The sequence below is a fragment of the Pseudoxanthomonas sp. JBR18 genome (assembly GCF_028198165.1).
Lineage (GTDB): Bacteria > Pseudomonadota > Gammaproteobacteria > Xanthomonadales > Xanthomonadaceae > Pseudoxanthomonas_A.
The window spans coordinates 1300830-1326713 of the sequence record NZ_CP116339.1; the positions used below are offsets into that span (position 1 = coordinate 1300830).

21 protein-coding genes are annotated in these 25884 nt (G+C 62.9%); 20 read left to right on the forward strand and 1 reads right to left on the reverse strand.

The genetic code is table 11. The annotated features are described in order from the left end of the window. Positions 1-67: 67 nt before the first annotated feature. The 19 genes from glyQ to PJ250_RS06115 all read left to right on the forward strand — a co-directional run bounded on the left by glyQ (position 68) and on the right by PJ250_RS06115 (position 21064). A complete protein-coding gene (gene glyQ, locus PJ250_RS06025) occupies positions 68-997 on the forward strand; it encodes a glycine--tRNA ligase subunit alpha (RefSeq protein WP_271647659.1) in 930 nt (309 codons plus the stop codon). Continuing rightward, positions 994-1644: a glutathione S-transferase family protein gene (locus PJ250_RS06030; protein ID WP_271647662.1), complete on the forward strand. Its 651-nt coding sequence runs from the start codon at positions 994-996 to the stop codon at positions 1642-1644. Before glyQ ends, PJ250_RS06030 begins: the two co-directional genes overlap by 4 nt. A gap of 18 nt (positions 1645-1662) precedes the next feature. Continuing rightward, positions 1663-1932, forward strand: a complete 270-nt coding sequence (locus PJ250_RS06035) for a hypothetical protein (protein ID WP_271647663.1) — start codon at positions 1663-1665, stop codon at positions 1930-1932. After that, positions 1929-4046, forward strand: a complete 2118-nt coding sequence (gene glyS / locus PJ250_RS06040) for a glycine--tRNA ligase subunit beta (protein WP_271647664.1) — start codon at positions 1929-1931, stop codon at positions 4044-4046. The genes PJ250_RS06035 and glyS overlap by 4 nt, the downstream gene beginning before the upstream one ends. Before the next feature lie 80 nt (positions 4047-4126). Next, a complete protein-coding gene (locus PJ250_RS06045) occupies positions 4127-6205 on the forward strand; it encodes an autotransporter assembly complex protein TamA (protein ID WP_271647666.1) in 2079 nt (692 codons plus the stop codon). Continuing rightward, the gene (locus PJ250_RS06050; RefSeq protein WP_271647667.1) at positions 6202-10053 is read left to right on the forward strand and encodes a translocation/assembly module TamB domain-containing protein; all 3852 of its coding nucleotides are present in this window, start codon (positions 6202-6204) and stop codon (positions 10051-10053) included. Before PJ250_RS06045 ends, PJ250_RS06050 begins: the two co-directional genes overlap by 4 nt. Before the next feature lie 98 nt (positions 10054-10151). After that, on the forward strand, positions 10152-10745 hold the full coding sequence (locus tag PJ250_RS06055) for a hypothetical protein (protein WP_271647669.1): 594 nt from the start codon (positions 10152-10154) through the stop codon (positions 10743-10745). A gap of 557 nt (positions 10746-11302) precedes the next feature. Next, complete coding sequence (locus tag PJ250_RS06060) at positions 11303-11746, forward strand: hypothetical protein (RefSeq protein ID WP_271647670.1); 444 nt, start codon at positions 11303-11305, stop codon at positions 11744-11746. A gap of 1056 nt (positions 11747-12802) precedes the next feature. Beyond that, positions 12803-13123, forward strand: a complete 321-nt coding sequence (locus PJ250_RS06065) for a hypothetical protein (RefSeq protein ID WP_271647671.1) — start codon at positions 12803-12805, stop codon at positions 13121-13123. A gap of 55 nt (positions 13124-13178) precedes the next feature. Next, a complete protein-coding gene (locus PJ250_RS06070; protein WP_063670503.1) occupies positions 13179-13484 on the forward strand; it encodes a hypothetical protein in 306 nt (101 codons plus the stop codon). 296 nt (positions 13485-13780) lie between these two features. Continuing rightward, positions 13781-14065 (forward strand): DUF6881 domain-containing protein, encoded by a 285-nt coding sequence (locus PJ250_RS06075; RefSeq protein WP_271647672.1) that lies wholly within the window; start codon positions 13781-13783, stop codon positions 14063-14065. 446 nt (positions 14066-14511) lie between these two features. Then, positions 14512-15018 carry a DUF2199 domain-containing protein gene (locus PJ250_RS06080; protein ID WP_271647673.1) on the forward strand — a complete coding sequence of 169 codons (507 nt, stop codon included), beginning with the start codon at positions 14512-14514 and terminating at the stop codon, positions 15016-15018. A gap of 401 nt (positions 15019-15419) precedes the next feature. Continuing rightward, positions 15420-15866 (forward strand): hypothetical protein, encoded by a 447-nt coding sequence (locus PJ250_RS06085; protein ID WP_271647674.1) that lies wholly within the window; start codon positions 15420-15422, stop codon positions 15864-15866. A 488-nt stretch (positions 15867-16354) separates the two neighbouring features. After that, positions 16355-16708, forward strand: a complete 354-nt coding sequence (locus PJ250_RS06090) for a hypothetical protein (RefSeq protein ID WP_271647675.1) — start codon at positions 16355-16357, stop codon at positions 16706-16708. Positions 16709-16772: 64 nt separating this feature from the next. Further along, positions 16773-17267 carry a hypothetical protein gene (locus tag PJ250_RS06095; protein WP_271647676.1) on the forward strand — a complete coding sequence of 165 codons (495 nt, stop codon included), beginning with the start codon at positions 16773-16775 and terminating at the stop codon, positions 17265-17267. Between the two features lie 523 nt (positions 17268-17790). Beyond that, positions 17791-18084, forward strand: a complete 294-nt coding sequence (locus PJ250_RS06100) for a DUF2695 domain-containing protein (RefSeq protein ID WP_271647677.1) — start codon at positions 17791-17793, stop codon at positions 18082-18084. A 308-nt stretch (positions 18085-18392) separates the two neighbouring features. Further along, positions 18393-18836: a hypothetical protein gene (locus PJ250_RS06105; RefSeq protein WP_271647670.1), complete on the forward strand. Its 444-nt coding sequence runs from the start codon at positions 18393-18395 to the stop codon at positions 18834-18836. A 588-nt stretch (positions 18837-19424) separates the two neighbouring features. After that, positions 19425-20066 (forward strand): hypothetical protein, encoded by a 642-nt coding sequence (locus PJ250_RS06110; RefSeq protein ID WP_271647678.1) that lies wholly within the window; start codon positions 19425-19427, stop codon positions 20064-20066. Positions 20067-20521: 455 nt separating this feature from the next. Beyond that, positions 20522-21064 (forward strand): T6SS immunity protein Tdi1 domain-containing protein, encoded by a 543-nt coding sequence (locus PJ250_RS06115; protein ID WP_271647679.1) that lies wholly within the window; start codon positions 20522-20524, stop codon positions 21062-21064. Between the two features lie 1607 nt (positions 21065-22671). Here the strand turns inward: PJ250_RS06115 and PJ250_RS06120 are convergent. Then, positions 22672-23325: a trimeric intracellular cation channel family protein gene (locus tag PJ250_RS06120; protein ID WP_271647680.1), complete on the reverse strand. Its 654-nt coding sequence runs from the start codon at positions 23323-23325 to the stop codon at positions 22672-22674. Between the two features lie 414 nt (positions 23326-23739). Here PJ250_RS06120 and PJ250_RS06125 point away from each other — a divergent pair, with 414 nt between their 5' ends. Beyond that, the gene (locus PJ250_RS06125) at positions 23740-25881 is read left to right on the forward strand and encodes a S46 family peptidase (RefSeq protein ID WP_271647682.1); all 2142 of its coding nucleotides are present in this window, start codon (positions 23740-23742) and stop codon (positions 25879-25881) included. Positions 25882-25884: the final 3 nt, after the last annotated feature.

Here is a 25884-nt window from a genome sequence, read left to right on the forward strand (position 1 = left end):
CGTGCGGCCAGGGCGGCCACACCACGCTGCGTATACTAGCCCACCCCTTTTTCCAGCCCTTTGCCGCATGACTGTCCAGACGGCCACCCCCATCACCTTCCAGGGCCTGATCCAGACCCTCAACCAGTACTGGGCGAGCCAAGGCTGCGTGCTGATCCAGCCGCTGGACCTGGAAGTCGGCGCCGGCACCTTCCACCCGGCCACCTTCCTGCGCGCGCTGGGCCCGGAGCCGTGGAACGCGGCCTACGTGCAGCCCTCGCGCCGTCCCACCGACGGCCGCTACGGCGAGAATCCCAACCGCCTGCAGCGCTACTACCAGTACCAGGTGGCGATGAAGCCCAACCCGGACAACATCCAGCAGCTGTACCTGGATTCGCTCAAGGCGCTGGGGATCGATCCGCGCGTGCACGACCTGCGCTTTGTCGAGGACAACTGGGAATCGCCCACGCTTGGTGCCTGGGGCCTGGGCTGGGAAGTCTGGCTCAACGGCATGGAAGTCACCCAGTTCACCTACTTCCAGCAGGCCGGCGGCCTGGAGTGCAGGCCGGTGCTGGGCGAGATCACCTACGGACTGGAGCGCCTGTGCATGTACCTGCAGGACTGCGACAACGTCTACGACCTGATCTGGACCTACGGGCCGGACGGCACGCCGGTGACCTACGGCGATGTCTACCACCAGAACGAAGTCGAGCAGAGCACCTACAACTTCGAATACGCCGACGTGGACGAGCTGTTCCACCGCTTCGACGCCTGCGAGCGCGAGGCGGTCAAGCTGGTCGAGGCCGGCCTGCCGCTGCCGGCCTATGAGCAGGTGATGAAGGCCAGCCACACCTTCAACCTGCTCGACGCACGCCGCGCGATCAGCGTCACCGAACGCCAGCGCTACATCCTGCGCGTGCGCACGCTGTCCCAGGCCGTGGCCAAGGCCTACTACGCCCAGCGCGAAAAGCTTGGTTTTCCGGGCATCAAGCGCGCGGCGAGCGAGGCCGCGGCGTGATCCTGATCGGCATGTTCGATTCGCCGTTCGTGCGCCGCGTGGCGGTGAGCATGACGGTGCTCGGCGTGCCGTTCGAGCACCGCAACTGGTCGACCGGGCGCGATGCGGCGCTGATCCGCGCCTACAACCCGCTGGGCCGCGTGCCCACCCTGGTGCGCGACGATCAGGAGGTGCTGTTCGAATCGACCGCCGTGCTCGACGCGCTGGACCAGGACGCCGGTCCGGAGCGCGCCCTGCTGCCGGCCGGCGGCCCCGAGCGTCGCCAGGCCCTGCAGCTGATCGCCCTGGCCACCGGCGCGGCCGACAAGGCCGTGGCCATGGTCTACGAGCGCGTGTACCGCCCCGAAGACAAGCGCCACGGCCCCTGGCTGGAGCGCTGCGCGGCCCAGGTCCACGGCGCGCTGGCCGCGCTGGAGGCGCACTGCGTGGACCGCGCAGGCCAGGAATGGCTCATCGGCGCGCGCATGACCCAGGCCGACATCACCCTGGCCTGCTGCTGCACCTTCACCGCCGAGGCGGTGCCGTTCGATCTGGCGCCCTACCCGGCCCTGGCCGCGCGCGTGGCGCGCTACGAGGCCCTGCCGGTGTTCCAGCAATTCCACGTGGCCTTCGACGCCCCTGCGCCGGCGGCAGCGACCTCCAACTGAGCGCGTAAGGACACGCCCATGAACGCCCAGATAGTGCACGCCTTTGCAAGCGGTCTGATGCTGTTCTACAGCGCACCGATGGCGTTTGGCCTGTTCTGCGCGTGGTGGGCACAGCAGCATGGGCGCAACGCCTGGGCTTGGTTCTTTTTCGGCCTGCTGCTGATGCCGGTGGCGGGCATCTGGCTGCTGGCCATCAACGGCGACCTCCGAGACGCCGCCCGCACAACACGCAGCTCCGCGGCCGTACCCCGGCACGATCTGCTCTCCACCCGTAAGGACGTTCCATGAGCAACACGCTTCCCCTCCTGATCGAACTGGGCACCGAGGAGCTGCCGGTCAAGGCCCTGCCCGGCCTGGCCGATGCGCTGTTCGACGGCATCAAGGCCGGCCTGGAAAAGCGCGGCGTGGCCGTGGACGCCACCGATGCGCGGCCGCTGTTCACCCCGCGCCGGCTGGCGGTGCTGCTGCCTGGCGTGTCGGCCGAGCAGCCCGAGCAGGCCAGTGAAGTGTTCGGCCCGTACGTGAACATCGCCCTGGATGCGGACGGCCAGCCGACCAAGGCCTTGAGCGGATTCGCGGCCAAGGCCGACGTGGAATGGACCGCACTGGCGCGCACCACCGATGCCAAGGGCGAGCGTTTCGTGCATCGCGCGGTCAAGCCGGGCGCGCGGACCGCCGCGCTGCTGCCGGAGGTGATCGCCGAGGCCATCGCCGCCATGCCCATCCCCAAGCCGATGCGCTGGGGCGACCACGACTACGCCTTCGCCCGCCCGGTGCAGTGGCTGGTGGTGCTGCTGGGCAGCGAGGTGGTGGAGATGCCGCTGATGGGCATCAAGTCCGACCGCATGAGCCGCGGCCACCGCTTCGAGCACGACAAGCCGGTGTGGATCGGCGCGCCGGGCGACTACGTCGAGGCGCTGGCCGCCGCGCGCGTGCTGGTCGACCCGCAGCAGCGCCGCGCACGCATCATCGAGCAGGTCCAGGCCGCCGCGCGCGGCGTGGGCGGCGATGCGCGCATCACCGACGACAACCTGGAGCAGGTGGTGTGCCTGACCGAATGGCCTGGCGCGGTGGCCTGCAGCTTCGAGCCGGCATTCCTGGCGGTACCGCAGGAAGCGCTGATCGAGACGATGGAGATCAACCAGAAGTTCTTCCCGGTGCTGCGCGATGGCACGCTGACCGAGCACTTCATCGGCATCGCCAATATCGAATCGCGCGACCCGGCCCAGGTACGCGCCGGCTATGAGCGGGTGATCCGCCCGCGCTTTGCCGATGCCAAGTTCTTCTTCGACGAGGACCTCAAGCAGGGCCTGGTGTCCATGGGCGAGGGCCTTGCGACCGTCACCTACCAGGCCAAGCTGGGCACGGTGGCCGACAAGGTCGCGCGCGTGGCCGCGCTGGCCGAAACGATCGCGCCGATGGTGGGCGTGGAGGCCGCGCAGGCGCGCCGCGCTGCGCTACTGGCCAAGAACGATCTGCAGTCGCGCATGGTCGGCGAGTTCCCCGAGCTGCAGGGCATCGCCGGGCGCCACTACGCGCTGGCCGCCGGTGAGCCGGCCGAGATCGCCCTGGCCATCGACGAAAGCTACCAGCCGCGCTTTGCCGGTGACGACATCGCCCTGTCGCCGCTGGGCAAGGTGTTGGCGATCGCCGAGCGCCTGGACACGCTGGCCGGTGGCTTTGCGGCGGGCTTGAAGCCGACCGGCAACAAGGATCCGTTCGCGCTGCGACGTAATGCACTGGGGCTGGCACGGACGATCATCGAGAGTGGGTTTGATCTGGACTTGAAGTCACTTCTGCACAGCGCCAATGGGTTGGTGGGCGAGCCCGGTCCTGCAAAGAAGGACAAGAGGGATCTGTTCGATGCGATGGATATGCGCCTGCCAGAAATCTACGACTTCATCCTCGACCGCCTGCGCGGCTACTACGCCGACAAGGGCGTGAGCACCACCCAGTTCAACGCCGTGGCCGAACTCAAGCCGGCCTCGCTCTACGACTTCGACCGCCGCATCGACGCGATCGGCACCTTCGCCGCGCTGCCCCAGGCCGCGACCCTGGCCGCGGCCAACAAGCGCATCGCCAACATCCTCAGGAAGGCCCAGGCCGAGGACTTCCACATCCCCGACCACATCAACAGGGGCCTGATCGAACACCCGGCCGAGGCCGCGCTGGCCGAGGCGGTGGAAGCGGCTATCGGCGACACCGATGCGGCCCTGCACCAGCACGACTACGTGCAGGTGCTCTCGCGCCTAGCCCTGCTGCGCGAGCACGTCGATGCGTTCTTCGACGGGGTGATGGTCAACGCCGAAGACCAGGCCGTGCGTGCCAACCGCCTGGCCCTGCTGCAGCGCCTGTCCCAGCGGTTCGGCGCCGTGGCCGACATCGCCCAGTTGTCTGCGTGATCGATCCGGTGGGGCGCGCCGGGGCGCGCCCTCATGACGCCTTAACCCGGCCGATGCGAGGCGCCGGGTATGCTCCGCCCATGCGCTTTTTCCCCCCGTTTGCCATTGCCGCCGTGTTGTTGCTGCTGCCCACGGCCTCACTGGCGGCGGTCATCGTCGACAAGGTCCAGATCAAGGGCCTGAACGAGGACAACGACACCGAGCGCGCGATGGCCGAGAACATCCGCGTCTCGCTGACCTTCAACGATGCCCTGGGCAAGCGCCTGGGCGAGGCGCGCCTGGAATACCTGATGGACCAGACCAAGGCCGAGGCGGCCAAGGCGCTGGAGCCGTTTGGGTATTACACGCCCACCATCGAGGTCAGCTCGCAGCGCCAGGAGGCCGCGGACGCCGACACGCCACAGCCGGAGCCCGGCGCCGCCAGCCCGCAACGCGAGACGGTGCAGGCAGCCGAGGACAACGACAAGGACGATGGGGATCCCGACGACGCCACGTCCAGCGAGCCGGAAGGCCGGGTCGAGCGCGACAGCCGCGATGCCGACGGCCAGGTGACCACCTCCACCGCCCCGGCCGACGCCCAGGACGACCGCGCCGCGACCGCCGCCTCCGCGCAGGCGGGGCAAGCCCAGGACCAGCCGCGCCGCCCACGCCGGCCGGCCGACCACATGACCATCACCGTGACCGTGACCCCGGGCGAGCCGGTGCGCGTGCGCGACGCGGATATCCGCATCGAGGGCCAGGGCGGCAACGACCGCTACCTGGCCGAGGACCTGGCCGCCTTCACCCCGCGCGTGGGCGACATCTTCGACCACCAGACCTACGAGGCGAGCAAGCTCAAGATCGTGCGGCGCCTGGCCGAGCGCGGCTACCTGGATGCGGACTTCATGGACCGCAAGGTGGAGGTCACCCGCGCCGAGCACGCCGCCGACATCGACCTGTCCTGGATCAGCGGCATCCGCTACGACATGGGACCCACGCGTTTCCATCAGGACTACTTCCGCCCCGGCCTGCTGGACAAGCTGGTGTACTGGAAGGAAGGCAGCTATTACCACCAGGGCAAGCTGGACCGCCTGCGCCAGTCGCTGGTGCAGCTGGACTACTTCAGCGGCATCGACATCCAGGCCAATCCGGAAGAGGCGGTCGACGGCCGCGTGCCGATCGACGTCAACCTCAAGCTGGCCCCGCGCAACATCTATACCGCCGGCGTGAGCTACGGCACCGAGTACGGCGCGGGTTTCCTGGCTGGCGTCGAGCGGCGCTACGTCAATTCGCGCGGACACAAGCTCAAGACGCTGCTGGACTACACCCAGAACCGCAAGTCGCTGACCACCACCTACCGCATCCCCGCGTTCAAGTGGCTCGACGGCTGGTACGCGGCCACCGCGCAGGTCTACGACGAACAGACCGACTACATCGACACGCGCCGGGTCGAGCTGATCGGCAGCCGCAGCGGCGAGCTCAACGATCAGTGGACGCTGACCGCCTCGGTGCATGCGCTGCGCGAGCGCTGGCTGTTCCAGATCGCCGACGATGGCGACGGCGCCCTGGCCAGCCGCCCGTACCGCTATGCCACCTACGTCTACCCACAGGTGGAGGCGCAGTACGTCAACGTCGATGACCGCCTGTTCCCGCGCAGCGGCTACGTGGGCAGGGCCACCCTGCGCGGCGGGCTGGAGGGCGCCGGCTCAGATACCAATTTCGCCCAGATCCAGCTCGGCGCCACGTGGTATCGGGGCCTGGGCGACAACGACCGCCTGATCGTGCGCGGCGAACTGAGCCAGACCACGTCGGGCTCCCAGGACGCGCTGCCGCCCAGCCTGCGCTTCTACGCCGGCGGCGACCACAGCATCCGCGGCTACCAGTACCGCGAGGTGGGCCCGCGGGTGGAGACCGACGGCGGCGAGTATTCGGTGGGCGGCAGCAAGCTGGTCACCGGCAGCGTCGAATACGAGCACTATTACAAGGGCGGTCCGTTCGGCGGGGCGATCTTCGTCGACAGCGGCAGCGCCTACGACGACTCGCCTGACTTCAAGACAGGTGTCGGTATCGGGGTGCGCTACAAGTCGCCGATCGGCCCGATCCGGGTGGACATCGCCCACGGCCTGGACGACCCCGACTCGGTGGTGCAGCTGTACCTGAGCATCGGGGCGACGCTGTGAAGCGGCGCATCGATCCCAACCTGAGCCCGGAAGAGCGCGAGGCGCGCATCGCCGAGTTGCGCGCGCGGCGGCGGCGCCGCATGCGCACGCTGGCCATCCGCAGCGCCATCGGCACCGGCGTGCTGGTGGTCGTGTTGGCCGTGGCCCTGTACTGGCTGTTGCAGACCGTCGCCGGGCGCGACGTGCTGTTGGCCCAGGTCAAGGCACGCCTGCCCGCCGGGGCCACGCTGAGTTACGACAGCGCGGAAGGACCCTTGGCCGGCCCGCTGACGCTGACCAATGTGCACTTCGTCTACGACACGATCGACTTCACCGCCAAACGGATCACCCTGGACCCGGACCTGCGCCCCTTGCTGGGCCGGCGCCTGCGCCTGGACAGCCTGCAGATCACCGATGCGCACCTGGAGATGGCGCCCAGCCCGGATGAGCCCTTCGAGCTGCCGCGCTGGCCGGAGGTGATGCCGCAGATCGAACTCCCCCTGGACCTGCAGGCCGACCAGCTGGTGGTGGATCGCTTTGTCTACACCTCCGGCGGCGAACAGGTGATGGACATCAGCAGCCTGCGCGGCGGCATCGACATGGGCGATGGCTACGTCGAGGCGACCGCAATCAAGGCCCGCACCAACCTGGGCAATTTCAGTGTGGACGGCTACTACCGGCCCGGCGACCGTTACGACACCGATCTGACGGTGTCGGCCGGCTTCCCCGCGCAGCGTGGCAAGGCCCCGGCGCGCCTGGGCCTGGTGGCGCGCGGCGATGTCCGGCACATGGAGGTCGCCATTGGCGGCAACGCGCCGGCGCCGGTGCGCGTGCACCTGGACGTGCGTGGCGCCAGCAAGCCGGACTGGGCGCTGCGCGCGCGCAGCAAGCAGCTGGACCTGGCGCTGTTCGGCGTGGGTGCCGCCGATGCACCGCCATTGGCCTTCGACCTGCGCGCCAGCGGGACCGACGGCGGCGCGGCGGTCAGCGGCACGGCGACCCAGGGCGAGAACACCGTGGTGATCGAGCCCTCGCACGTGCGCATCGCCGATACCACCCTGACCGTCGAACCGCTGGCGGTGCAGCTGCTCGGTGGCCGGGTGACGCTGCGCGGCCATGCCGATTTCGCCGACACCGCCGATCCGACCTTCAAGTTCGCGGTCAACGCGCGCGACCTGCAATGGGGCGCGGGCGAGCAGCACATCAGCGCCGACGCCGACCTGGGCGTGGCCGGGCGCAAGGCGCGCTGGGTGGCAATCGGCAAGGCCGACCTGGCCCGCGGGCAGGACACGGCCAAGGTCGACTTCGACGGGCGTGGCGACCTGGAGAAGGTCCTGCTCAAGACGCTCAAGGCGACCACGCCGGCCGGCGCGCTGGACGTCACCGGCCAGGTCGGCTGGGCACCGCAGCTGTCCTGGGACGTCAAGGCGACCCTGGACGGCTTCGACCCGGGTTACTTCGCCGCCGGCTGGGATGGTGCGGTCACCGGCACCCTGGCCAGCCAGGGCGCCCAGCGCGATCCGGCGGCCGGCAAGGGCAGCGGCTTCGATGCCAGCCTGGACATCCCCAGGCTTGGCGGCCGGCTGCGCGACCGCAAGCTGTCCGGCAGCGGCAATTTCACCGTGCAGGGCGCCAATGGCGACGGCAAGCTGGACCTGACCCTGGGCAGCAGCCACCTGCGCGCGCAGGGCTCGGTCGCCGACACGCTGGACATCGATGCCGATCTCTCGCCGCTACAGCTGGCCGACCTGCTGCCGGGCGCCACCGGCCGTCTGTCCGGCACGCTCAAGCTGAGCGGCGCACGCACTGCACCGACGCTGGACGCCGACCTGTCCGGCAACGCCCTCAAACTCGACAGCTACGCGGCGGACACCTTCAGCCTGCGCGGCCGCCTGCCGTGGAAGGGCAGCGGTGGCGATCTGGCCTTGCGCGGCACCGGCGTGCAGGCCGGTCTACTGCTGGACACCCTGGCCGTGGACGCGCGCGGCGCCGTGCAGGATCTGGAACTGGCCGTGCGGGCCGACAACCCCACCGTCTCGCTGACCCTCGGCGGCCAGGCGCGGCAGGCCCAGGACGGCAGCTGGTCCGGCGCACTGGACACCCTGCGCCTCGTGCCGTCCAAGGGCGATGCCTGGGCGCTGACCGACCCGGCGCGCTTCACCCAGTCCGGCACTGCCTTCACCCTGTCCGACAGCTGCCTGTCCGGTGCCGACGATGGCAGCCTGTGCCTGTCGGCGGACTGGCCGCGCAACGGGGTGAGCGTGCACTCGGACAAGCTGCCGCTGACCCTCATCCAGCCGTGGCTCGCGCCCAGCGACGGACGCCCGCTCACCCTGCGCGGCGAGATGACGCTGGACGCCAACCTCAAGCCGCAGGGCAACGCCTGGCAGGGCCAGATCCACCTGGCCTCGATGGACGGCGGGTTGAAGATGGGCCGCAATACGCGCGGCGAGATCGTGCACTACGACCACTTCAGCATCGACGTGGACATGACCCCGCAGCACATCCACGGCCGCCTGGGCACCGGCTTTGCCGGCAACGGCTACGTGGACGCCACCTTTGACACCGGCTGGGACGACTTCGCCCCCCTCAGCGGCGATATCTACCTCTACAACGACCGCCTGTTCTGGCTGGAGCTGTTTTCGCCGGACTTGGTCCGGCCCAGGGGTAAGCTCAAGGGCCACGTCGGCCTGGCCGGCACCCGCGGCACACCGCTGCTCAGCGGCGAGGCGGACCTGAGCGAGTTCACCGGCGACCTGCCGGCGCTGGGCATCACCCTGGTCGATGGCGCCGCGCAGCTGACCGCCCTGTCCGACGGCTCGGCCAAGATCACCGGCAGCATGAAATCGCAGTCGGCCACCGGCGGCGGCGATACCGGCGGCACCCTGTCCATCGACGGCTCACTCGGCTGGCAGGGCGGCGACGAACCCCTGCTGTTCAAGGTGCGCGGCGAGAACTTCCTGGCCTCGGACACCACCGAGTTGCGTGCGGTGGTCGCCCCGGACATGACCATCGCCCTGCAGGACAACGTGCTGGGCGTGGGCGGCAAGGTCACCGTGCCCTCGGCCACCATCAACCTGGAAAAACTTAGCGAGGGCGTGTCCACCTCCGAGGACGTGGTGGTGCTGGACCCGGCCGATCCGGAAGCAGGCGGCAGCTCGCTGCTCAAGCTGGACCTGGCCATCAGCCTGGGCAATGCGGTCAAGCTCAATGGCTTCGGCCTGGACGGCACGCTGCAGGGCGACATGAGCGTGCACTCGCGCGCCGGACGCGCGATGTCGGCCACCGGCCAGCTCAACGTGGACGGGCGCTACACCGCCTACGGGCAGAAGCTCTCCATCACCCGTGGCGAGCTGAGCTGGAGCAACGACGACGTCTCCGACCCCAACATCAACATCCGCGCCGAGCGCGAGGTGGTCAGCGCCGGGGTGACGGCCGGCATCGACGTCACCGGCCGCGCCAGTGCGCCGCATGCCAGCGTGTGGTCCAACCCGGAAACCTCCGAGTCCGACGCACTGGCCTACCTAGTGCTGGGCCGCCCGCTGAGCAACGCCAACAGCCAGGAAAGCGCGCAAGTCAGCGCCGCCTCCTCGGCCCTGTCCGCTGGCGCCGGCCTGGTCGCCTCGCAGCTGGGCGCCAAGATCGGCCTGGACGATGCCGGCGTGCTGGAGTCGCGCACGATGGGCGCCTCGGTGTTCGGCGTGGGCAAGTACCTCTCGCCCAAGCTCTACGTCAGCTATGGCGTGTCGATGGTCGGCTCCGGCTCGGTGGTCACGTTGAAATACCTCCTGCGCAAGGGCTTCAACGCCGAGATCGAATCCTCCACCGTGGAGACGCGCGGCTCGCTCAACTGGCGCAAGGAAAAGTAGCCGGCGCTCGCCTGATCCACCGCGCCGTGTCGATCAGGCCGCTTCAGAATCCCCGCCGGCCGCCGCTATCAGTGCCTCAAAATCACGATGAGGCCAGAATGGAACTCCTGCCCAAGCTTTTTCTGCTGACCGCGCTCTTCGCTGCCGCTTCTTCGGCAGCCGCCCTCCCCCTCGGCGACGATGACGAAGACGAGGATCAGCGCCAAGTCAATCCCGACAACCAGGCCCGCATCCGCTTTTTCGGACAAGCCGTGATCGGCCTGGAGTTCTACCGCAACACCATGTGCTACGGCGGCGATGCGGAAAGCGAAACGCCCTCCAGTCGCGGGTTCGGCGGCGCCTTCGGCAGCAAGAAGAGCATCTCGCTGGGCATGCCGGTCACCCCCAACGTCATCAATCTCAAGCAGCGCAACGGCATCCTGGCCAAGGCGTTCTATCGCGAGTACGCCATCACCGCCGGCGAACCCATCGCCATCCATGGGTCGTACTACGAAGCCACCAGCCACATGTCCCGTGGCTGCGAGGACTTCGGCGTGTCCTTCGTCCCCGAGAAGGATCAGGACTACGAAGTGGCCCTGGACCTCACGGACAAGTTCTGCCGTCTGGTTGTCTCCAAAATCAGCCAGACCAGCGAAGGCGTGGCGCTGGCCCCGGTCGAACTCAAAGACGCGCAGGAATGTGGTGACGAATAACGCCGGTTCGCACGCAAGCCTGGCTCCGTCGAGGGCGAGATGCCTGGACCGGCTCTGGCTTGCACAGCCGATCGGAAAGATCGCGCCCACCACACAGTTGCCGCCCATGAAATCGAGCCACGAGACGCGGCCCGTTACACCCACGCTTCCGACGCGTATCTCATACACCCTCGATGTCGATGCCCCAACGGAAGTGGGGTGGGCGAGCAAACACCGCCAAGCCCCTGATTCCGCTAACCGAGGTGTGATTGACACCGGCGGGGCTGTGCTGAATATTCTCGGGGAACGCCCCGCTTATGGGGCCTAATAGTTGTTAGGCGTGTGCCTTCTTCTCTGGCTTGGCGCTCCCGGTTGCGCCAGCCACCGCGCCAGCGGATAGTTGGCAGGTCACCTCATCGGACGGCCAACGTGGCAAGCCCTGCATCGGACGCAGTACAAGACGGCCACTCTGTCGGCGCGCACGCCTCGCCGGCCACCTGCGTTGGGCCGTCCTGGCCTAACAAGTCAATCAAGCCGAAGCCGCTCCGCGGCTCGGCTTATTTCCAGCGTTAGAGTTGATGAGAACGTTTGTAGCAGTTGTAACGGCCATTCTGGCAGCAGCACTTGCGCCAGCCCTGGCTTTTGTTTCTGCTGCGATGGCTTTGAACGGAAAAGGACTAGGCAGCAGCGAAGACATCATTTCTTTCCTGGCCCTAGTCGGATTCTGCATGCTTTTCGCCATTGCTCATGCAGTTATTCTTGGTTTGCCGGTGTCACTCTGGCTGCTACGTACTAACAAATTCGTGCTTCGCTCAATGCTTTTGGCGGGATCCCTCATCGGATCCGTGCCCATTGCATTGTTAGCTAATAGCCTATTGAGATCCGACTGGATTGACTATCTTCAGCTTGTTTTCAATGCCGGCGCCCTCGGCATAATCGGCAGCACGGCCTTCTATTTCACCTTTCAGGGCATCAACTCTAACAATTCATTCAAGCCGAAACCGCTTCGCGGTTCGGCTTAATTCAGGCGTTAGGCCGCAATGGACAAAATTCTGAGAAAATGCGATGAATGCGAGAGCCAATATGCCGCCACCGCTTCAAACATGTCGTCGCTTTGTCCAGAGTGCTCTCATATTCTGTATGCCACACCCGAATGCCCACATGAGTTCGTTTCAGGGCAATGTGTCATCTGCGGCTGGGATGGCTCCAGCTCGCCATACATTCAATCGCTACTGCGGCCGCCTCAGTCGTCAGCCTAACAGTTCAATCAAGCCGACGCGCCTACGGCACGCGGCTTATTTCCAGCGTTAGCCCGCTATGACAGATCGTCTCGCCCAATTACTCAAGATCGCTGACGCGATATCGCGGGGTGAGGTGCCTCCGTACCAGCACAATGAGTGTTTCACGGCTGGAGCCTACGACCAGCTCCTCATCAAGGCGCGTGGCGCTGAGGCATTCGATCTACTTCAGGCCTTGCGCGATAGGTATGACTCTGTGCGTGCGTCTGGGGGACTCCCCGGCTACTTTTACCTGGCTGCCAAACTGGCGCAGCAAAGTGACACTACAGAAATGCCACGCGGCCTAGAGGCCATCATGGCTGCACATCCAGATCTCGCTCGTCAGCTTAGTGCCTGGTATCGGCGCGCGGGCTAACAATTCATTCAAGCCGAAGCCGCTTCGCGGCTCGGCTTAACTCAGGTGTTAGAGCCCTTTGGAAACTTGGCAGCCCATTACAGTCGTTGAGCTTGAGGTGCTGGTTGCCGATCAGTTTTCCAACTGCTCGCCTGCTCAACAGATTGTATTTGCCTCGTATCGCGTTCCTTTTTACTTGGTACCTTTTCAGCGTAGCCGCTTGTTGGAGCATGTTCTTGTCGTTGCGGAGTTGCCATCTGGCCTACTTTACTACGAGGATGTTGAGGGGGGATTTGAGGTTGGAGTGCTAGATGCCGACGGCATCCTGCAGGACCATGGCTGCAACCAGTTGGAGTTGACTCATGTGCTATCGCGAGCAGGGCTCTAACAAATCATTCAAGCCGAACCCGCTTCGCGGGTCGGCTTAATTCTGGTGTTAGAGCGCAATGGCAACCAACAAGGTAATCGTGCAGTTCAGAGCGGACACGCCTGGCAACCTAGACCACCTCTACCAAGTAGAGGAAACGTTGTTTCAGGCGTTCTCACAAAGCAATGATGGCGTCGTGGATGGCCACGATATTGGGCAGGGCAAGTTCAACATCTTCATCAACGTCCGCAGCTCTTGGTCTCCAGTCCTTGAGCGCGTGCACGCGTTCCTGAAGTTGCGAGGCGTGCTCGAAGAAGCATTTGTGGTCAAGTTTCACGGCAAGAGCGAGCGCTATCAGGTTGTTCATCCGTCGAGCCACTCCGGCGGGTTTGCGCTCTAACCAGTCGTCCAAGCGGACGCCGTACCGGCGCCGCTTAACTCCCGCGTTAGAACTCATGGCCAGCATCGGAATAATCGTTCGCACCACTCAAGAGCTTGCAGAACTGTCGCACGATTGGGTGCCGCAGCCGCTCGGCTCAAGAGCCGACGTCCTCGCGGCAATCCAGCGCTGCATTCCTGAGCACGACAATTCTTTGTCTCTCGCCCTCAAGGTGGAGGAGCCCGACGAGAATGAGGACCCAAGAGCAATTTCCGTATCAGGGGTTTGGGGGCCGCGCGAGTCCGCTGTGCTTCGGGAGCTATGCAGCGCACTCGATGCTCGCTTTTACGACGCCGAAGCGGCGGAGTTCATCGAGCTATGAGTTCTAACAATTCGTTCGAGGCGGACGGCTCCGCCGCCACTCAACTCAAGCATTAGGCGTGTGGCTTCTTCCTTGGCATGGCGCTCCCGCTTGCACCAGTCATCGGGCCGCCTGACACTTGGCAGGTCACCTCAACGGATGGTCAACGTGGCAAGCCCTGCATCGGACGCAGTACAAGACAATCGGCATGTCGGCTTGCAAGATCAGCCGGCCACCTGCGTTGGGCCATCCTGGCCTAACAAGTCAATCAAGCCGAAGCCGCTCCGCGGCTCGGCTTATTTCCAGCGTTAGACATCATGGAATACATCGACGTCATGTGGCACCACGAGGGGAGTCAAGACCCTATTCGTCTCGTCTCCGAGTTGGATGCGCAACGCTATGAAGTACGCAAGCTTGAGTTTTTCCGTAGTGGTGCGGTCGGCTTCGCGCGCCCCGGTCGGCACTCCGAAGGTACCGAGCTTGGTGAGTTGCCAGTTCCGCCCTTGGCAGAGATCAAAGCATCATCTGAGTTCACCGGCACTCTCATCGCCGGCACAGCATTCGAGCAACTGTGGCACGAGCATGTATCGCGGCGTGTCTAACTACTCGTTCAAGGCGGACGGCTTCGCCGCCGCTTAACTCCAGCGTTAGGCATGCAGGAGCGTCTTCTGTACGTTGTTAGATATGAGGTTCAGCCTTTACCGGGCACAGACAACTTCACCCACAGCTCGGGTGCCTTCGTCAACGTCTGGACTGAGGCAAAATCGGAACAGCAGGCTCTTGCAGTCGCGGCTCAGGAAGTACAAGACGCTGGGTGGCGCATCGAATCCCTAGAGGCAGTTCACCCGACTATCCGGGAGGATTACGCAGACGACGACTCTGGATTGGAGTACTTTGAGCAAGCCTTGATAGACGGCATTGTCCTAGTGTTTCACACTTGGCAAGAGGGCATTCAGCATTAATTAGCTGCATGCCTAACAATTCATTCAAGCCGATGCCGCTTCGCGGCGCGGCTTAATTCAGGTGTTAGGCCTGCTTTGACAGACCCATGACGATCTCACAGACTTGCTCCAGCTGCGGGCAGATCCATGCTCTCGACGACATGGAGCTGACCTTTGCTCGTCCGGAACCCATCGACCAAATACCAGAAGCTGAGCGAGCCGGTCGGGTCAAACAAAACAAGGATTTGGCGTCCATTGGAGATGACAGATTCTTTGTCAGAGCGGTTCTTCCCTTACCGGTTCAAGACCGCAACGTCACGTACAGCCTTGGCGTATGGGCGGAGGTCACAGAGGAGGCGTTCTTTCGTATCTTGGATCTGTGGGACGATCCTCAGCAGGACAAAGAGCCCGCATTCCCTGCGACCTTACAGAACCGGTTGCCTCACCTGCCAGAGACCTGCGATTTGCCGGTGACGCTGCATTTGACTGGTCCTAAAACACGGCCACGACTTGTCGTGCCGCCGTCAGGCCACCCGCTGCATAAGCAGCAATGGCAAGGTGTGACAGCGCACGTCGCAAACCAGTACACGCTAGGCTATGGCGCGCAGGTCTAACAAACCCTTCAAGCCGACGCCGCTTCGCGGCGCGGCTTAAGTCAGGCGTTAGGGCGCACATGGCAAGATCATCGCAACCGCTCAAGTTCTGGAAGATCGCGCTTGCCCAGCTAGTTTTCGCAGTTACTTGCTCGGCAACTTGGTTCTACTTCAGGACGGCGGCATTTCTTGCTGGCCCACCCAGTGGCGATCTTTACGCTAACAACTGGGGATTCCAATTTGTTGTATTTGCAATCGTCTGGCTTCCAGCTACGCTCTTGTTCGTGGGTATCGCTTTGGCAATTCAGCGTGCTTGGCTTTTTCGCAATCGCGGCTAAAAAGTGGGCGGCAGTTCGCCCTAACAATTCATTCAAGCCGACGCCGCTTCGCGGCGCGGCTTAATTCAGGCGTTAGGCGCACTCGTGAACATTCTGGTCAGACGTAGAAAAATTACTGCCCCTCCCGGTTACGCGGAGCGAGAGTGTTTCCTCGTCTCCTACGAGCTGCCTTTCTGCAAATCCTGCTTTGTGCTCTGCCACGAGCCCAGTGATCCAGAGCATCCCAGCATTGATCCATCGGTTATGAGCTTCTTTATGGCCGAGGCGCATGAACTATCCGTTCGCGTCACTGGCAACGCTCACTCATTCGTTATAATTCACAGCGGCGGTTTCGTTCGCAAACGTCATAACCTGCACATGCACGTGTTTGTGATCCGCCGTCGTTGGCAAAAGGCCTGGCTGTACACGCTTCTTGCAACAATCCACACTACATCGGCAATTCCGCGCGCAGTTCTCAGGCTTCTCGGTCGTGCGCCTAACAATTCATTCAAGCCGAAGCCGCTTCGCGGCTCGGCTTATTTCCAGCGTTAGGCGGCTCTGATGTTTGACTTTGTCCTTTCCACAGCGCCGACGGCACTCGTTGTTTACTGGCCCATTAGCGTTGCAATCATTGTCGTAGCTGTTGCGGTAGCCCATCGCGCTCGCCATCCTGCTCAGCCCTTCGTCATCTGGGGCGTTATAGGTGCATCCTGCGTAGGCACACTTATTGTTGCCCTCTCGCAACCTGGGGCGCTTCTCGTCCGCGACGCTCTTGCAGCACTTGCCTTCGCGTTCCTCGCGCCTGGAGCATCTGCAGTCCTTGGCATGTCACTTAGCTCATTTTCCGCGCCCGTCAAATTTTTCGGCGCAATGGTGGCAGGCTTGCTTCTGGTATGTGTCAGTCCGCTATTCTTATTGCTTGTCCATTGCACAAGCGGCGACTGCCTTTAGTGGGGCCGCCGCCTAACAATTCATTCAAGCCGAAGCCGCTTCGCGGCTCGGCTTAACTCAGGTGTTAGGCATCACATAAGGAGTACCCAGTGACTGAAAATAAACCTTGGCTAAGCACGCTTGCCTTTGTCGGATTTCAAATAAATTCCGCCGTTGAGGAAGGTCATGGGGACGCTCTTTTGTTCACTGATGTCTATCAAGGATTAGAAAGGGGTACGCTGCTCGAAGACATAAATAACAAGCTACCTGGGGTCTGCGACTTCAGTCTGTATCCTACTGGCAGCGAACAGTCAGTTGCTCTCCATGAAGCGCTCAAACTAGTAGCCGGCTGGCTGCGGGGGCGAGAGCGCAGGAAAGTGGGCATAGAGAGGTCGGGGCTTCACCTGCTACTAGCCTATATTCTTGAGGCTATGCAGCAACAGTATTGGGTAAAGCCAAGGTGATGCCTAACAATTCATTCAAGCCGAACTGGCTTCGCCAGTCGGCTTAATTCAGGCGTTAGCTGCCATGGGAACAGTCCGTCACAAGCTGATGCACCGAGAAAGCGAGATACGTCTCGCCTCAGCACAATTGCTTCATACAACCTCGGATGGCTCTGACTCTGCCTATCTTCTAAAGTTGCTCGCCTTTGAACTGCTACTCAAGCTCGTGATGGAGAGGGTCACTCAATCCACCGCCCCAAACCATCACCACTACAACACAATCTTCAGCAACCTCCCGCAAGACACCCAATCCGAAATACTGAGACTCGCCGGAGAGCGCATCGGTCCGTCCGCTCTTGCTAATGACCATTTGCGGGTGCTCAAGGATCTGAGTAGCAATTTTGTGCAGCTACGCTATCCCTACGAGAAATACAGCAGCATGAGCGAGTCGCAGTATGCCGCGGCGGGAGACAATTGGATTGCCAACGGCGCTCGCACCTCAGATGCGGATTATCGCTACCATCCGGAGGAGTTGCTGGGTCTCACGTTCGCCCTTCAACAGCTCGCCAATGGCAGCTAACAATTCATTCAAGCCGAAGCCGCTTCGCGGCTCGGCTTGACCCAGGCGCTAGGGCTCATGTCAGAAACTTCCACCATTAGAGTTACTGCAGATCGAGATAGCGTCAGCGCCGGCGACGACCTGTCCTCACACGGGGCAGAATTCTTGGTGGCAGAGTCTTGTAGTGTCTTCGAACTGCTGAGTGCCGCCTGGCGCGCATGCCCTTTGGCAGGCATTTCCGGAGGCCACGCGACTTGGCTAATTGACGTTGCCGGCTCAGACGACTGCATTGGTGTAATGGCCCAGCAGTGGCCTCAGCCCAAGCTCATAATCTCTCCTGAGACAAATACAGCTCAGCTCTTAAGCGGCCGAGTTCCTTCTTTGTACTTTCGCTATTGGTGTCAGGTCAATCCGGACTCTGTGGTCGGCGCCCTCAAGTCCAAGGAGCCGCTGCCGGGTCGTTTTGCGCGATGAGCCCTAACAATTCATTCAAGCCGAACCCGCTTCGCGGGGCGGCTTAATTCAGGCGTTAGGCAGCAGATCAATGCACTCGAAGACCGAGCAAGAGCGTCGCAAACCCATAGTCCGCGAGATCGCCGAGCGACAGCGCGCCGAAACTATCGCTTCAATGCCGACCTCGCAGGATCAGCTTTCCCAGTTGTTCGACTATCTAGACAGCGCCCTGGCGGTTGCCTGCGATCACTCGCTCAAGCTCACGCGCCAATTTCTTCAGACATACGGTTTACCCGAGGCTACGGTCATTCCCTGGCTCGGCGAGCACGGTGGCTACTGTGACTGTGAGGTTCTTGCCAATGTAGAGCAGGGGTGGCAGCGGTGAGTCAGCTGCTGCCTAACAATTCATTCAAGCCGACGCCGCTTCGCGGCGCGGCTTAATTCCAGCGTTAGGCGTGTGGTGTCTTCTTTGGCTTGGCGCCCTCGCTTGCACCAGCCATCGCGCCGGCTGACACTTGGCGGGTCACCTCATCGGACGGCCAACGTGGCAAGCCCTGCATCGGACGCAGCACCAGACAATCAGCCTGTTGGCTCTCACGCCAAGCCGGCCACCTGTGTTGGGCTGTCCTGGCCTAACAAGTCAATCAAGCCGAAGCCGCTTCGCGGCTCGTCTTATTTCCAGTGTTAGAGTTGATGAGAACGTTTGTAGCAGTTGTAACGGCCATTCTGGCAGCAGCACTTGCGCCAGCCCTGGCTTTTGTTTCTGCTGCGATGGCTTTGAACGGAAAAGGACTAGGCAGCAGCGAAGACATCATTTCTTTCCTGGCCCTAGTCGGATTCTGCATGCTTTTCGCCATTGCTCATGCAGTTATTCTTGGTTTGCCGGTGTCACTCTGGCTGCTACGTACTAACAAATTCGTGCTTCGCTCAATGCTTTTGGCGGGATCCCTCATCGGATCCGTGCCCATTGCATTGTTAGCTAATAGCCTATTGAGATCCGACTGGATTGACTATCTTCAGCTTGTTTTCAATGCCGGCGCCCTCGGCATAATCGGCAGCACGGCCTTCTATTTCACCTTTCAGGGCATCAACTCTAACAATTCATTCAAGCCGAAACCGCTTCGCGGTTCGGCTTAATTCAGGCGTTAGGCGGCACGGATGGTTCCGGGCAATTCAAATCACAAGACGCGCTTCGGAAAGTGGCAGCAGCTCGCGCCTGCACAAACTCGCTTTCTGTCCTCAATCGTGGAGACCCGTTTGGTTCCATTGCTTGAAATGGAGGGCTTTCTTTGGATTGATCACACGCTCCGTCAACCTGATTGGCCTGTTTCGGGCCGTGAGATCGAGTTGGAGCGCTGGTCCAACTCCTTAGTCGAGTCCGTCTCGTTCAACTTTGACAAGTACGGAGCACCTCGGCTTCAGATTCACTTCTCCCGGCGCATGGCAGAGCCGCCACATGACTTTGTATGGTCAAGCAATCTTGTGGCTAGGCGATCCCAGTACTATCACTTCTGGGGCAAGCCCTGGTGGGTTCCCATTTCGCTATGGTCGCAGCAATCCTCATTGCGCACCCTCGATAGAATTGAGCAATGTTTCCCCCAAGCGTTCGAGTTCCTTGCCACTGGTACGCGTGGCAACAACATCAGCCGGGCGGTTACGTGAGCGCCGCCTAACAATTCATTCAAGCCGACGCCGCTTCGCGGCGCGGCTTAATTCAGGTGTTAGGTGCTGAGTGAAGAGGTATCGCCGTTGAAGAAAGAAAAAGCTACGGGCTACGTTGTTCAGCGTTCTGGCCTAGCCGATTACTTCCCAACTCACGTCCATTCGCCAGCGTTCTGGGAGGCGCTCGGCCGTGCGGTGGGAGCTTTCGGCTTTCTAGAAGAGACCTTGCTAAAAGCAATCTTTGCTGTCACAGCCACTACGCCTTACAAAGACAGCGAGATCGTGGCCGCATACGAGGCTTGGGTTCCAAAGCTTACGCGTTCGCTCTCAGACCCTCTGGGAGGCCTCATCGACACTTACGGAAAGGCGGTTCGGGATCACCCCGGATTAGACATAGAAAATTTCGACAGCCTCCTGGATGACCTTCGTGAGGCTTGTAGAACTCGAAATGCCATATGTCACGGATCGTGGGGCGCGCCAAACTTGGGTGGGCTCAGCGTTCCATTTTTCGTGAATAAGCAAGGCGAAGTATTTGACACGCCCATCGGCGTTGATTTTCTAGCGCAACTCAGAAAGGCCACGGCTGAACTTGCTTGCTCCGTGATTGATACAGTCACTCATATGGGCTGGCAGTTCCCAGGTTCCAATGGCCCTGGCCGCGTCGTTTGGCAAAGCGCAGCTGATACGGGTGCGGTCAGCACCTAACAATTCATTCAAGCCGAAGCCGCTTCGCGGCTCGGCTTAATTCAGGCGTTAGGCGCTATGGCTAGACCTCCACATCCGCCAGATATCGAAGCAGACATTAGCTTCGTCAGCACCGAGGCTGGCGGAAAGAAGAACGCCGTTCGCTCTGGCTACAGGCCGCAACACGATTTCGGCCTTGAGGGCATGTTCAACGACGCGCATCATGAGTACATTGGCGTTGAGTCTGTAGCGCCAGGGACAACTGCGAGGGCACAACTCTGGCTACTCGCTCCGGAGCTCCAGGCCGGGCGCCTTTTCGCTGGCTTTAAATTCTCGGTTCACGAGGGATCACACCTTGTCGCACATGGAGTTGTTGTCAGCGTAAACAATCCGGCGTTGCGGGCAAGCGCCTAACAATTCAATCAAGCCGATGCCGCTTCGCGACACGGCTTATTTCCAGCGTTGGGCCTAAAAGCATGGACTTCCAAACGTCACTGGTGCTGAGCTCAAGTAACGCGGATGGGCCAGCTTCGACCACGCTCTATTCAAATGCGCCTGGCGCGGGGGTCTACTCGGAAGGCTTATTGGTCGTGCTTGGTCAGCAGCTATCGAAACAACTCGCGCAAAGCTGGCAGTGGTTGCTAGGTCACGATGCGACGCCGCTAGCTCATACCGCGTTTGGAGATTTCTTTTTTTGGTCGCAAAAGCACGAGTCTGTCTTTTATTTTGAGACTCAACGTGGAAAATCGACGTTCGTCGACCGAAGTACGGAGTGGTTCTTTGAGCAGTTCATTCCTCAGAGCAGCGTACTTGAGCAAGTGTTGGAATTGACCAAAGTCCGCCAACTAGTAGAGCGCTTAGGTGCCATTGCCTATGGCAGCTGTTTCATCGCTGAGCCTTGGCAATGTATTGGTGGAAGCGGCACTTTGAATGACTATTCCATTGGAAACATTGCGGTCTACAACTCATTGGTGGCTCAGCACGTTCACGGTGTAATGTCTGGGCTGCGTAAGGCCTAACAAATCGTTCAAGGCGGACGGCTTCGCCGCCGCTTAACTCAAGCGTTAGACCGCTCATGCCAACAACACTGCCAGCTGCTGAAAGAACTTGGTTTTCCGTTGCGCCGGACGGCACGGAGCATGAGGTGGTGTTGCGCGTGGGTACACCGACACTAGCGCCTGGCGGCGAGTGGCGAGCCGCTGTTTCACTCGGCGTTTTGGAGTCTCGCGTCCACAGCATTGCTGGTGTTGACGCTTGGCAAGCCGTTATCCTGGCCATGCGCTTTGCGGCTACGCGGGTTTCTCATTTCGCGGAGGACGGCTGGCTGTTCTACTGGGATCGCGGCGGTGACCCAGCATCACCATCGGAGCTTGCGGATGCGCCATGAGCGGTCTAACAATTCATTCAAGCCGACGCCGCTTCGCGGCGCGACTTAATTCAAGCGTTAGGCGGCTTTCCAGCCGCCATCTCTGACTGAGGTTAAGTGTATGAGTATGTTTGAGTGGATAGTCATCGTGCTGCTCGTCCTGATCTGGCTTAAGCCTAGCGGTAAGCCTTTTCGCTTGGAGGGCAATGCCTTGACCTTCATGCAGCAATACGAGATGCGCCTAGCAAGCATGGAGACGCACCTTGCGGAGATTTCCGCATCCAGCCACTCAACTAGCCTTGACATTGGTGCAATGCGCATTTCTCAGCTCCCAGAGTACCCGCCTAGTGGACCGTGAGCCGCCTAACAATTCATTCAAGCCGACGCCGCTTGGCGGCTCGGCTTAACTCCGGCGTTAGCTGCTAGCAAACATGGCCGCGATCTTTGCATTTACCTGCTCATGCTGCGGAGAGCGGCATGAGGGCTCGCCCAGCTTCGGGTACAAGACCCCAATGCCCTTTGACCACTTGTCAGAGCATGACAAGCAATCAATCGCGCAGATCAACGACGACCTTTGCAAGATCGACCACCCGGAAGGCACTGACTACTTTGCTCGGGTTGTTTTGGAGCTTCCCATCAATGGAGCTGAGGAGCCGTTCCTATGGGGGTTTCTGGGTTTCCCTTAGCAAAGAGAGCTTTGACAAGTACACGTCAACCTGGGGCGAGCATGATGAATCAGACAGCTACTTTGGCTGGTTTAGCAATCGCCTTCCGTATTACCCTGACACAATCAACCTAAAGACAAATGTGCGGCCTAGAAATGCAAACGCGAGACCATATCTTGAGTTGCAACCAAGCGACCATCCACTAGCCGTCCACTATTATCATGGCCTGAGCGCCCAGGAAGCTCAGAAGATCGCAGAAGAGGCTATGCATGGACGCAGCTAACAATTCATTCAAGCCGACGCCACTTCGCGGCGCGGCTTAATGACGTTGATCGTGCGGTACTGCTCAAGGTCAAGCGTTGAGACCAGTTGAAGCAGCTTGCTGATTACATGCGCGGATGCTGCGCATGTGGCTTGTGGCTTACCTGACACGCATCGAAGGCCGCGCCATGATGATCGATCGCCCAGCCTGCGGGCGAGCTTGTTGGCCACGCCCGCCGTTGCCTTGTGGTGGGCTTGGCGCTGCTGTAGCTCCAGTGCCCAGGGCTGCAGCGGATCTACAGTGTCGGCAAGACCACGTGCTCGATCAGCGCTCTCACCTGCGCGGCGCGTCGTCGCGCTTGTCCGCGTGGCGGCCGCCGGCCACCGGGAGCTGCCAGCCGCGCCGGATGGCCATCATGCGCAGGGTGAAGCAGCAGGCGGCGCCGACAAACATCGTCGCGGCCGATGTCAGCCCGAGCATGGCGCCGATCACCACCACGCCCGCGCCGAGCAGGGCGGCCACCGCATACAGGTCCGCGCGCAGGACCATGGGCACGTCGGTGAGCAGGACATCGCGCGCCATGCCGCCACCGATGCCGGTGAGCATGCCCAGCAGCGCGGCCATGGGCGGATTGAGGCCGGCGGCGAGCGCCTTCTCCGCGCCGGCCACCGCGAACAGCGCCAGGCCGGCGGCGTCGAACATGCGCACGGGGGTCTGCAGCCGCTCGATCAGCGGTGCCCACCTGAAGGTGATCAGGCCGGCGCACAGCGAGGCCGCCAGGTAACGCCAGTCGCGGATCGCCGCGGGCGGGACCGCGCCAATCAGCAGGTCGCGGGCGATGCCGCCTGCGTTGGCCGCGGCAAAGGACAGCACCAGCACGCCGAACAGGTCCAGGCGGCGGCGCATGGCCGCGGTCGCGCCGCTGATGGCGAACACGAACGTGCCGGCCAGGTCGGCGATCAACAGCAGCAGGTGGGTACTGGGCATGGCGGTCTCTTGCAGGACGCACACTCTAGCGGCCGCGGCCCGCCCGTCCCAGCCACGCTGCCGGGATGTCGCGACTCGCGCGCCGGAGCTGCTCCCGTGGCAAGACAGTGCGCGTGTCTTTTGACGCGCTAACACTCGCAGCGGCGTTCGTCCTCTCCCCGACGGTCGGCGGCCTGACCTGGGTAAGCAGGCCGCTATGCACCCGCTTCCGGGCATGGCCCAGGCTTGGCAGTGCCGGACGCTGGAGGCCGCGCTTGCCGCATTGCGGTTTTTGCTGGCGAGGCACACGCCTGCGCGCAGCTGCAGCAGGCGGTCAGGACGCACGATGACCGTACGGTCATGCGCCTGGGGTTTGCCCGCGTCCCGTGCGGCCGCTACTGTCGCGCCCACGTTCGACTCGCCCTGGCCCATCGCATGACCCGCACCCTGCCCCTGGCCGCCTCGCTGGCGCTGCTGCTGTCCTCCACCGCCCGCGCCGACGAAGGCATGTGGATGCCTTCGCAGCTGCCGGCCCTGTCCGACCCGCTACGCGAGGCCGGCTTCCGCGGCAATCCGCAGGACCTGGCCGATGTCACCCAGGCACCGTTGAGCGCGGTGGTGAAGGTCGGCGGCGGCACCGGGGCGTTCGTCTCGGGCGATGGCCTGCTGCTGACCAACCACCACGTGGCCTACGGGGTGATCCAGTACAACACCAAGGCCGATACCAACCTGATCGACGATGGCTTCGCGGCCAGCGATCGCGCCGGCGAACTGCCGGCCAACCCGGACTTCCGGGTGCTGGTGACCACCGCGTTCGACAAGGTCACCGACCAGGTGCTGGCACAGGCCAAGGGCAAGACCGGCCGCGCCTACTTTGACGCGGTGGACCAGGCCAGCAAGCGCCTGGTCGCCGATTGCGAGGCCAAGGGCCATGTGCGCTGCAGCGTGGCCAGCATGAACTACGGCAGCGATTTCTATCGCATGACCCAGCTGGAATTGCGCGACATCCGCCTGGTGTACGCACCGCCGCGCGCCATCGGCAACTACGGCGATGAGATCGACAACTTCATGTGGCCGCGCCATGCCGGTGACTTCACCTTCCTGCGCGCCTACGTGGGCCGGGACGGCAAGCCGGCCGACTACAGTGCCGACAACGTGCCCTACCAGGCGCCTGCGTTCCTCAAGGTGGCCGTGGACGGACCGAAGGAAGGCGACTTCGCGATGCTGGCCGGATATCCAGGCACCACCTATCGCAACCGCACCGCGGCCGAGTTCAAGGCCCAGGTGGAACATGTGCTGCCGGCGCGGGTGGCGGTATTCGACGCGATGATCGACACCATCGAGCAAGCCGGCAAGGCCAACGCCAACGCGCGCACCCGCTATGCCTCGCTGCTGCAATCGCTCAAGAACAACCGCAAGCGCGCCGCCGGTGAGCTGGAGGGCCTGCTGCGCAGCGATGCGGTACGCCTGCGCGGCGAGGACGAAGCCGGCATGCTGGCCGCCACGCGCGGCGCGCGCGCCCAGCAGATCGCGCAGCTGCAGACGATCCTGGCCGAAGGCGGCGCCCAGGGCGATCGCGACCTGCTGCTGGGCCTGATCGCCACTCAGACCCAGCTGATGCGTTCGGCGCTGACGCTTGAGCGCCTGCGCATCGAATCGGCCAAGCCCGACGCCGAGCGCGACACCGGCTACCAGCAGCGCGACCAGGCGCTGATCGAAGGCATGCTCAAGCAGGTCCAGCGTCGCTACGACCCGGCCACCGAGCAGGCGCTGCTGACCGTCCTGCTCTCTCGTTACCAGCAACTGCCCGAGGCGCAGCGCGTGCCGGCGTTCGACCAGGCGTTTGGCCGCACCAGCCAAAGCCTGGCCCAGGCGCTGGATGCGCTCTACGCCGACACCGCGCTGGGGACCGAAGCCGAGCGCCTGTCGCGCTTTGCCGCCGCGCGCCAGGGCAAGCCGCTGGCCGAGGATCCCCTGATCGCGCTGGCGGCCAAGCTGGTGCCTGCGCAGCTGCAGCTGGACGATGCCCGGAAGGCCCGCGAGGGCGATCAGCTGCGCCTGCGCCCGGCGTACATGCAGGCGCTGACGGCCTGGCGCGCCAAACAGGGCCGCGCCAGCTATCCCGATGCCAATAGCACGCTGCGGGTGAGCTTCGGGCGGGTGACCCCGCTCAACCCGCGTGACGCGGTGACCTATGCCCCGGTGACCACGGTGGCCGGCATCGTGGAGAAGAACACCGGCGTGGCGCCCTTCGATGCGCCTGCGCCGCTGCTGCAGGCCATCGCCAAGGGCGATTTCGGCAGCACCGCCGACCCGGTGCTCAAGACCCAGACCGTGGATTTCCTGACCAACCTGGATACCACCGGCGGCAATTCCGGCTCGCCGGTGCTCAACGCCAAGGGCGAGTTGATGGGGCTGAACTTTGACAGCAACTGGGAAGCGGTCAGCGCCAGCTGGTGGTACGACCCGCGCTACAAGCGGGCCATCCATGTCGACGCGCGCTACATCCGCTGGCTGCTGGCCAAGGTCTATCCGGCGCCTGCCCTGCTGCAGGAAATGCAGCTGCCGGCCGAGTAAGCC

Bases quoted from the DNA above. Each gene is read 5' to 3' on its own strand.
- glyQ (WP_271647659.1), top strand. From the start codon at position 68: ATGACTGTCCAGACGGCCACCCCCATCACCTTCCAGGGCCTGATCCAG.
- PJ250_RS06035 (WP_271647663.1), top strand. From the start codon at position 1,663: ATGAACGCCCAGATAGTGCACGCCTTTGCAAGCGGTCTGATGCTGTTC.
- glyS (WP_271647664.1), top strand. From the start codon at position 1,929: ATGAGCAACACGCTTCCCCTCCTGATCGAACTGGGCACCGAGGAGCTG.
- PJ250_RS06045 (WP_271647666.1), top strand. From the start codon at position 4,127: ATGCGCTTTTTCCCCCCGTTTGCCATTGCCGCCGTGTTGTTGCTGCTG.
- PJ250_RS06055 (WP_271647669.1), top strand. From the start codon at position 10,152: ATGGAACTCCTGCCCAAGCTTTTTCTGCTGACCGCGCTCTTCGCTGCC.
- PJ250_RS06060 (WP_271647670.1), top strand. From the start codon at position 11,303: ATGAGAACGTTTGTAGCAGTTGTAACGGCCATTCTGGCAGCAGCACTT.
- PJ250_RS06065 (WP_271647671.1), top strand. From the start codon at position 12,803: ATGGCAACCAACAAGGTAATCGTGCAGTTCAGAGCGGACACGCCTGGC.
- PJ250_RS06070 (WP_063670503.1), top strand. From the start codon at position 13,179: ATGGCCAGCATCGGAATAATCGTTCGCACCACTCAAGAGCTTGCAGAA.
- PJ250_RS06075 (WP_271647672.1), top strand. From the start codon at position 13,781: ATGGAATACATCGACGTCATGTGGCACCACGAGGGGAGTCAAGACCCT.
- PJ250_RS06080 (WP_271647673.1), top strand. From the start codon at position 14,512: ATGACGATCTCACAGACTTGCTCCAGCTGCGGGCAGATCCATGCTCTC.
- PJ250_RS06095 (WP_271647676.1), top strand. From the start codon at position 16,773: ATGGGAACAGTCCGTCACAAGCTGATGCACCGAGAAAGCGAGATACGT.
- PJ250_RS06100 (WP_271647677.1), top strand. From the start codon at position 17,791: ATGCACTCGAAGACCGAGCAAGAGCGTCGCAAACCCATAGTCCGCGAG.
- PJ250_RS06105 (WP_271647670.1), top strand. From the start codon at position 18,393: ATGAGAACGTTTGTAGCAGTTGTAACGGCCATTCTGGCAGCAGCACTT.
- PJ250_RS06115 (WP_271647679.1), top strand. From the start codon at position 20,522: ATGGACTTCCAAACGTCACTGGTGCTGAGCTCAAGTAACGCGGATGGG.
- PJ250_RS06120 (WP_271647680.1), bottom strand. From the start codon at position 23,325: ATGCCCAGTACCCACCTGCTGCTGTTGATCGCCGACCTGGCCGGCACG.
- PJ250_RS06125 (WP_271647682.1), top strand. From the start codon at position 23,740: ATGACCCGCACCCTGCCCCTGGCCGCCTCGCTGGCGCTGCTGCTGTCC.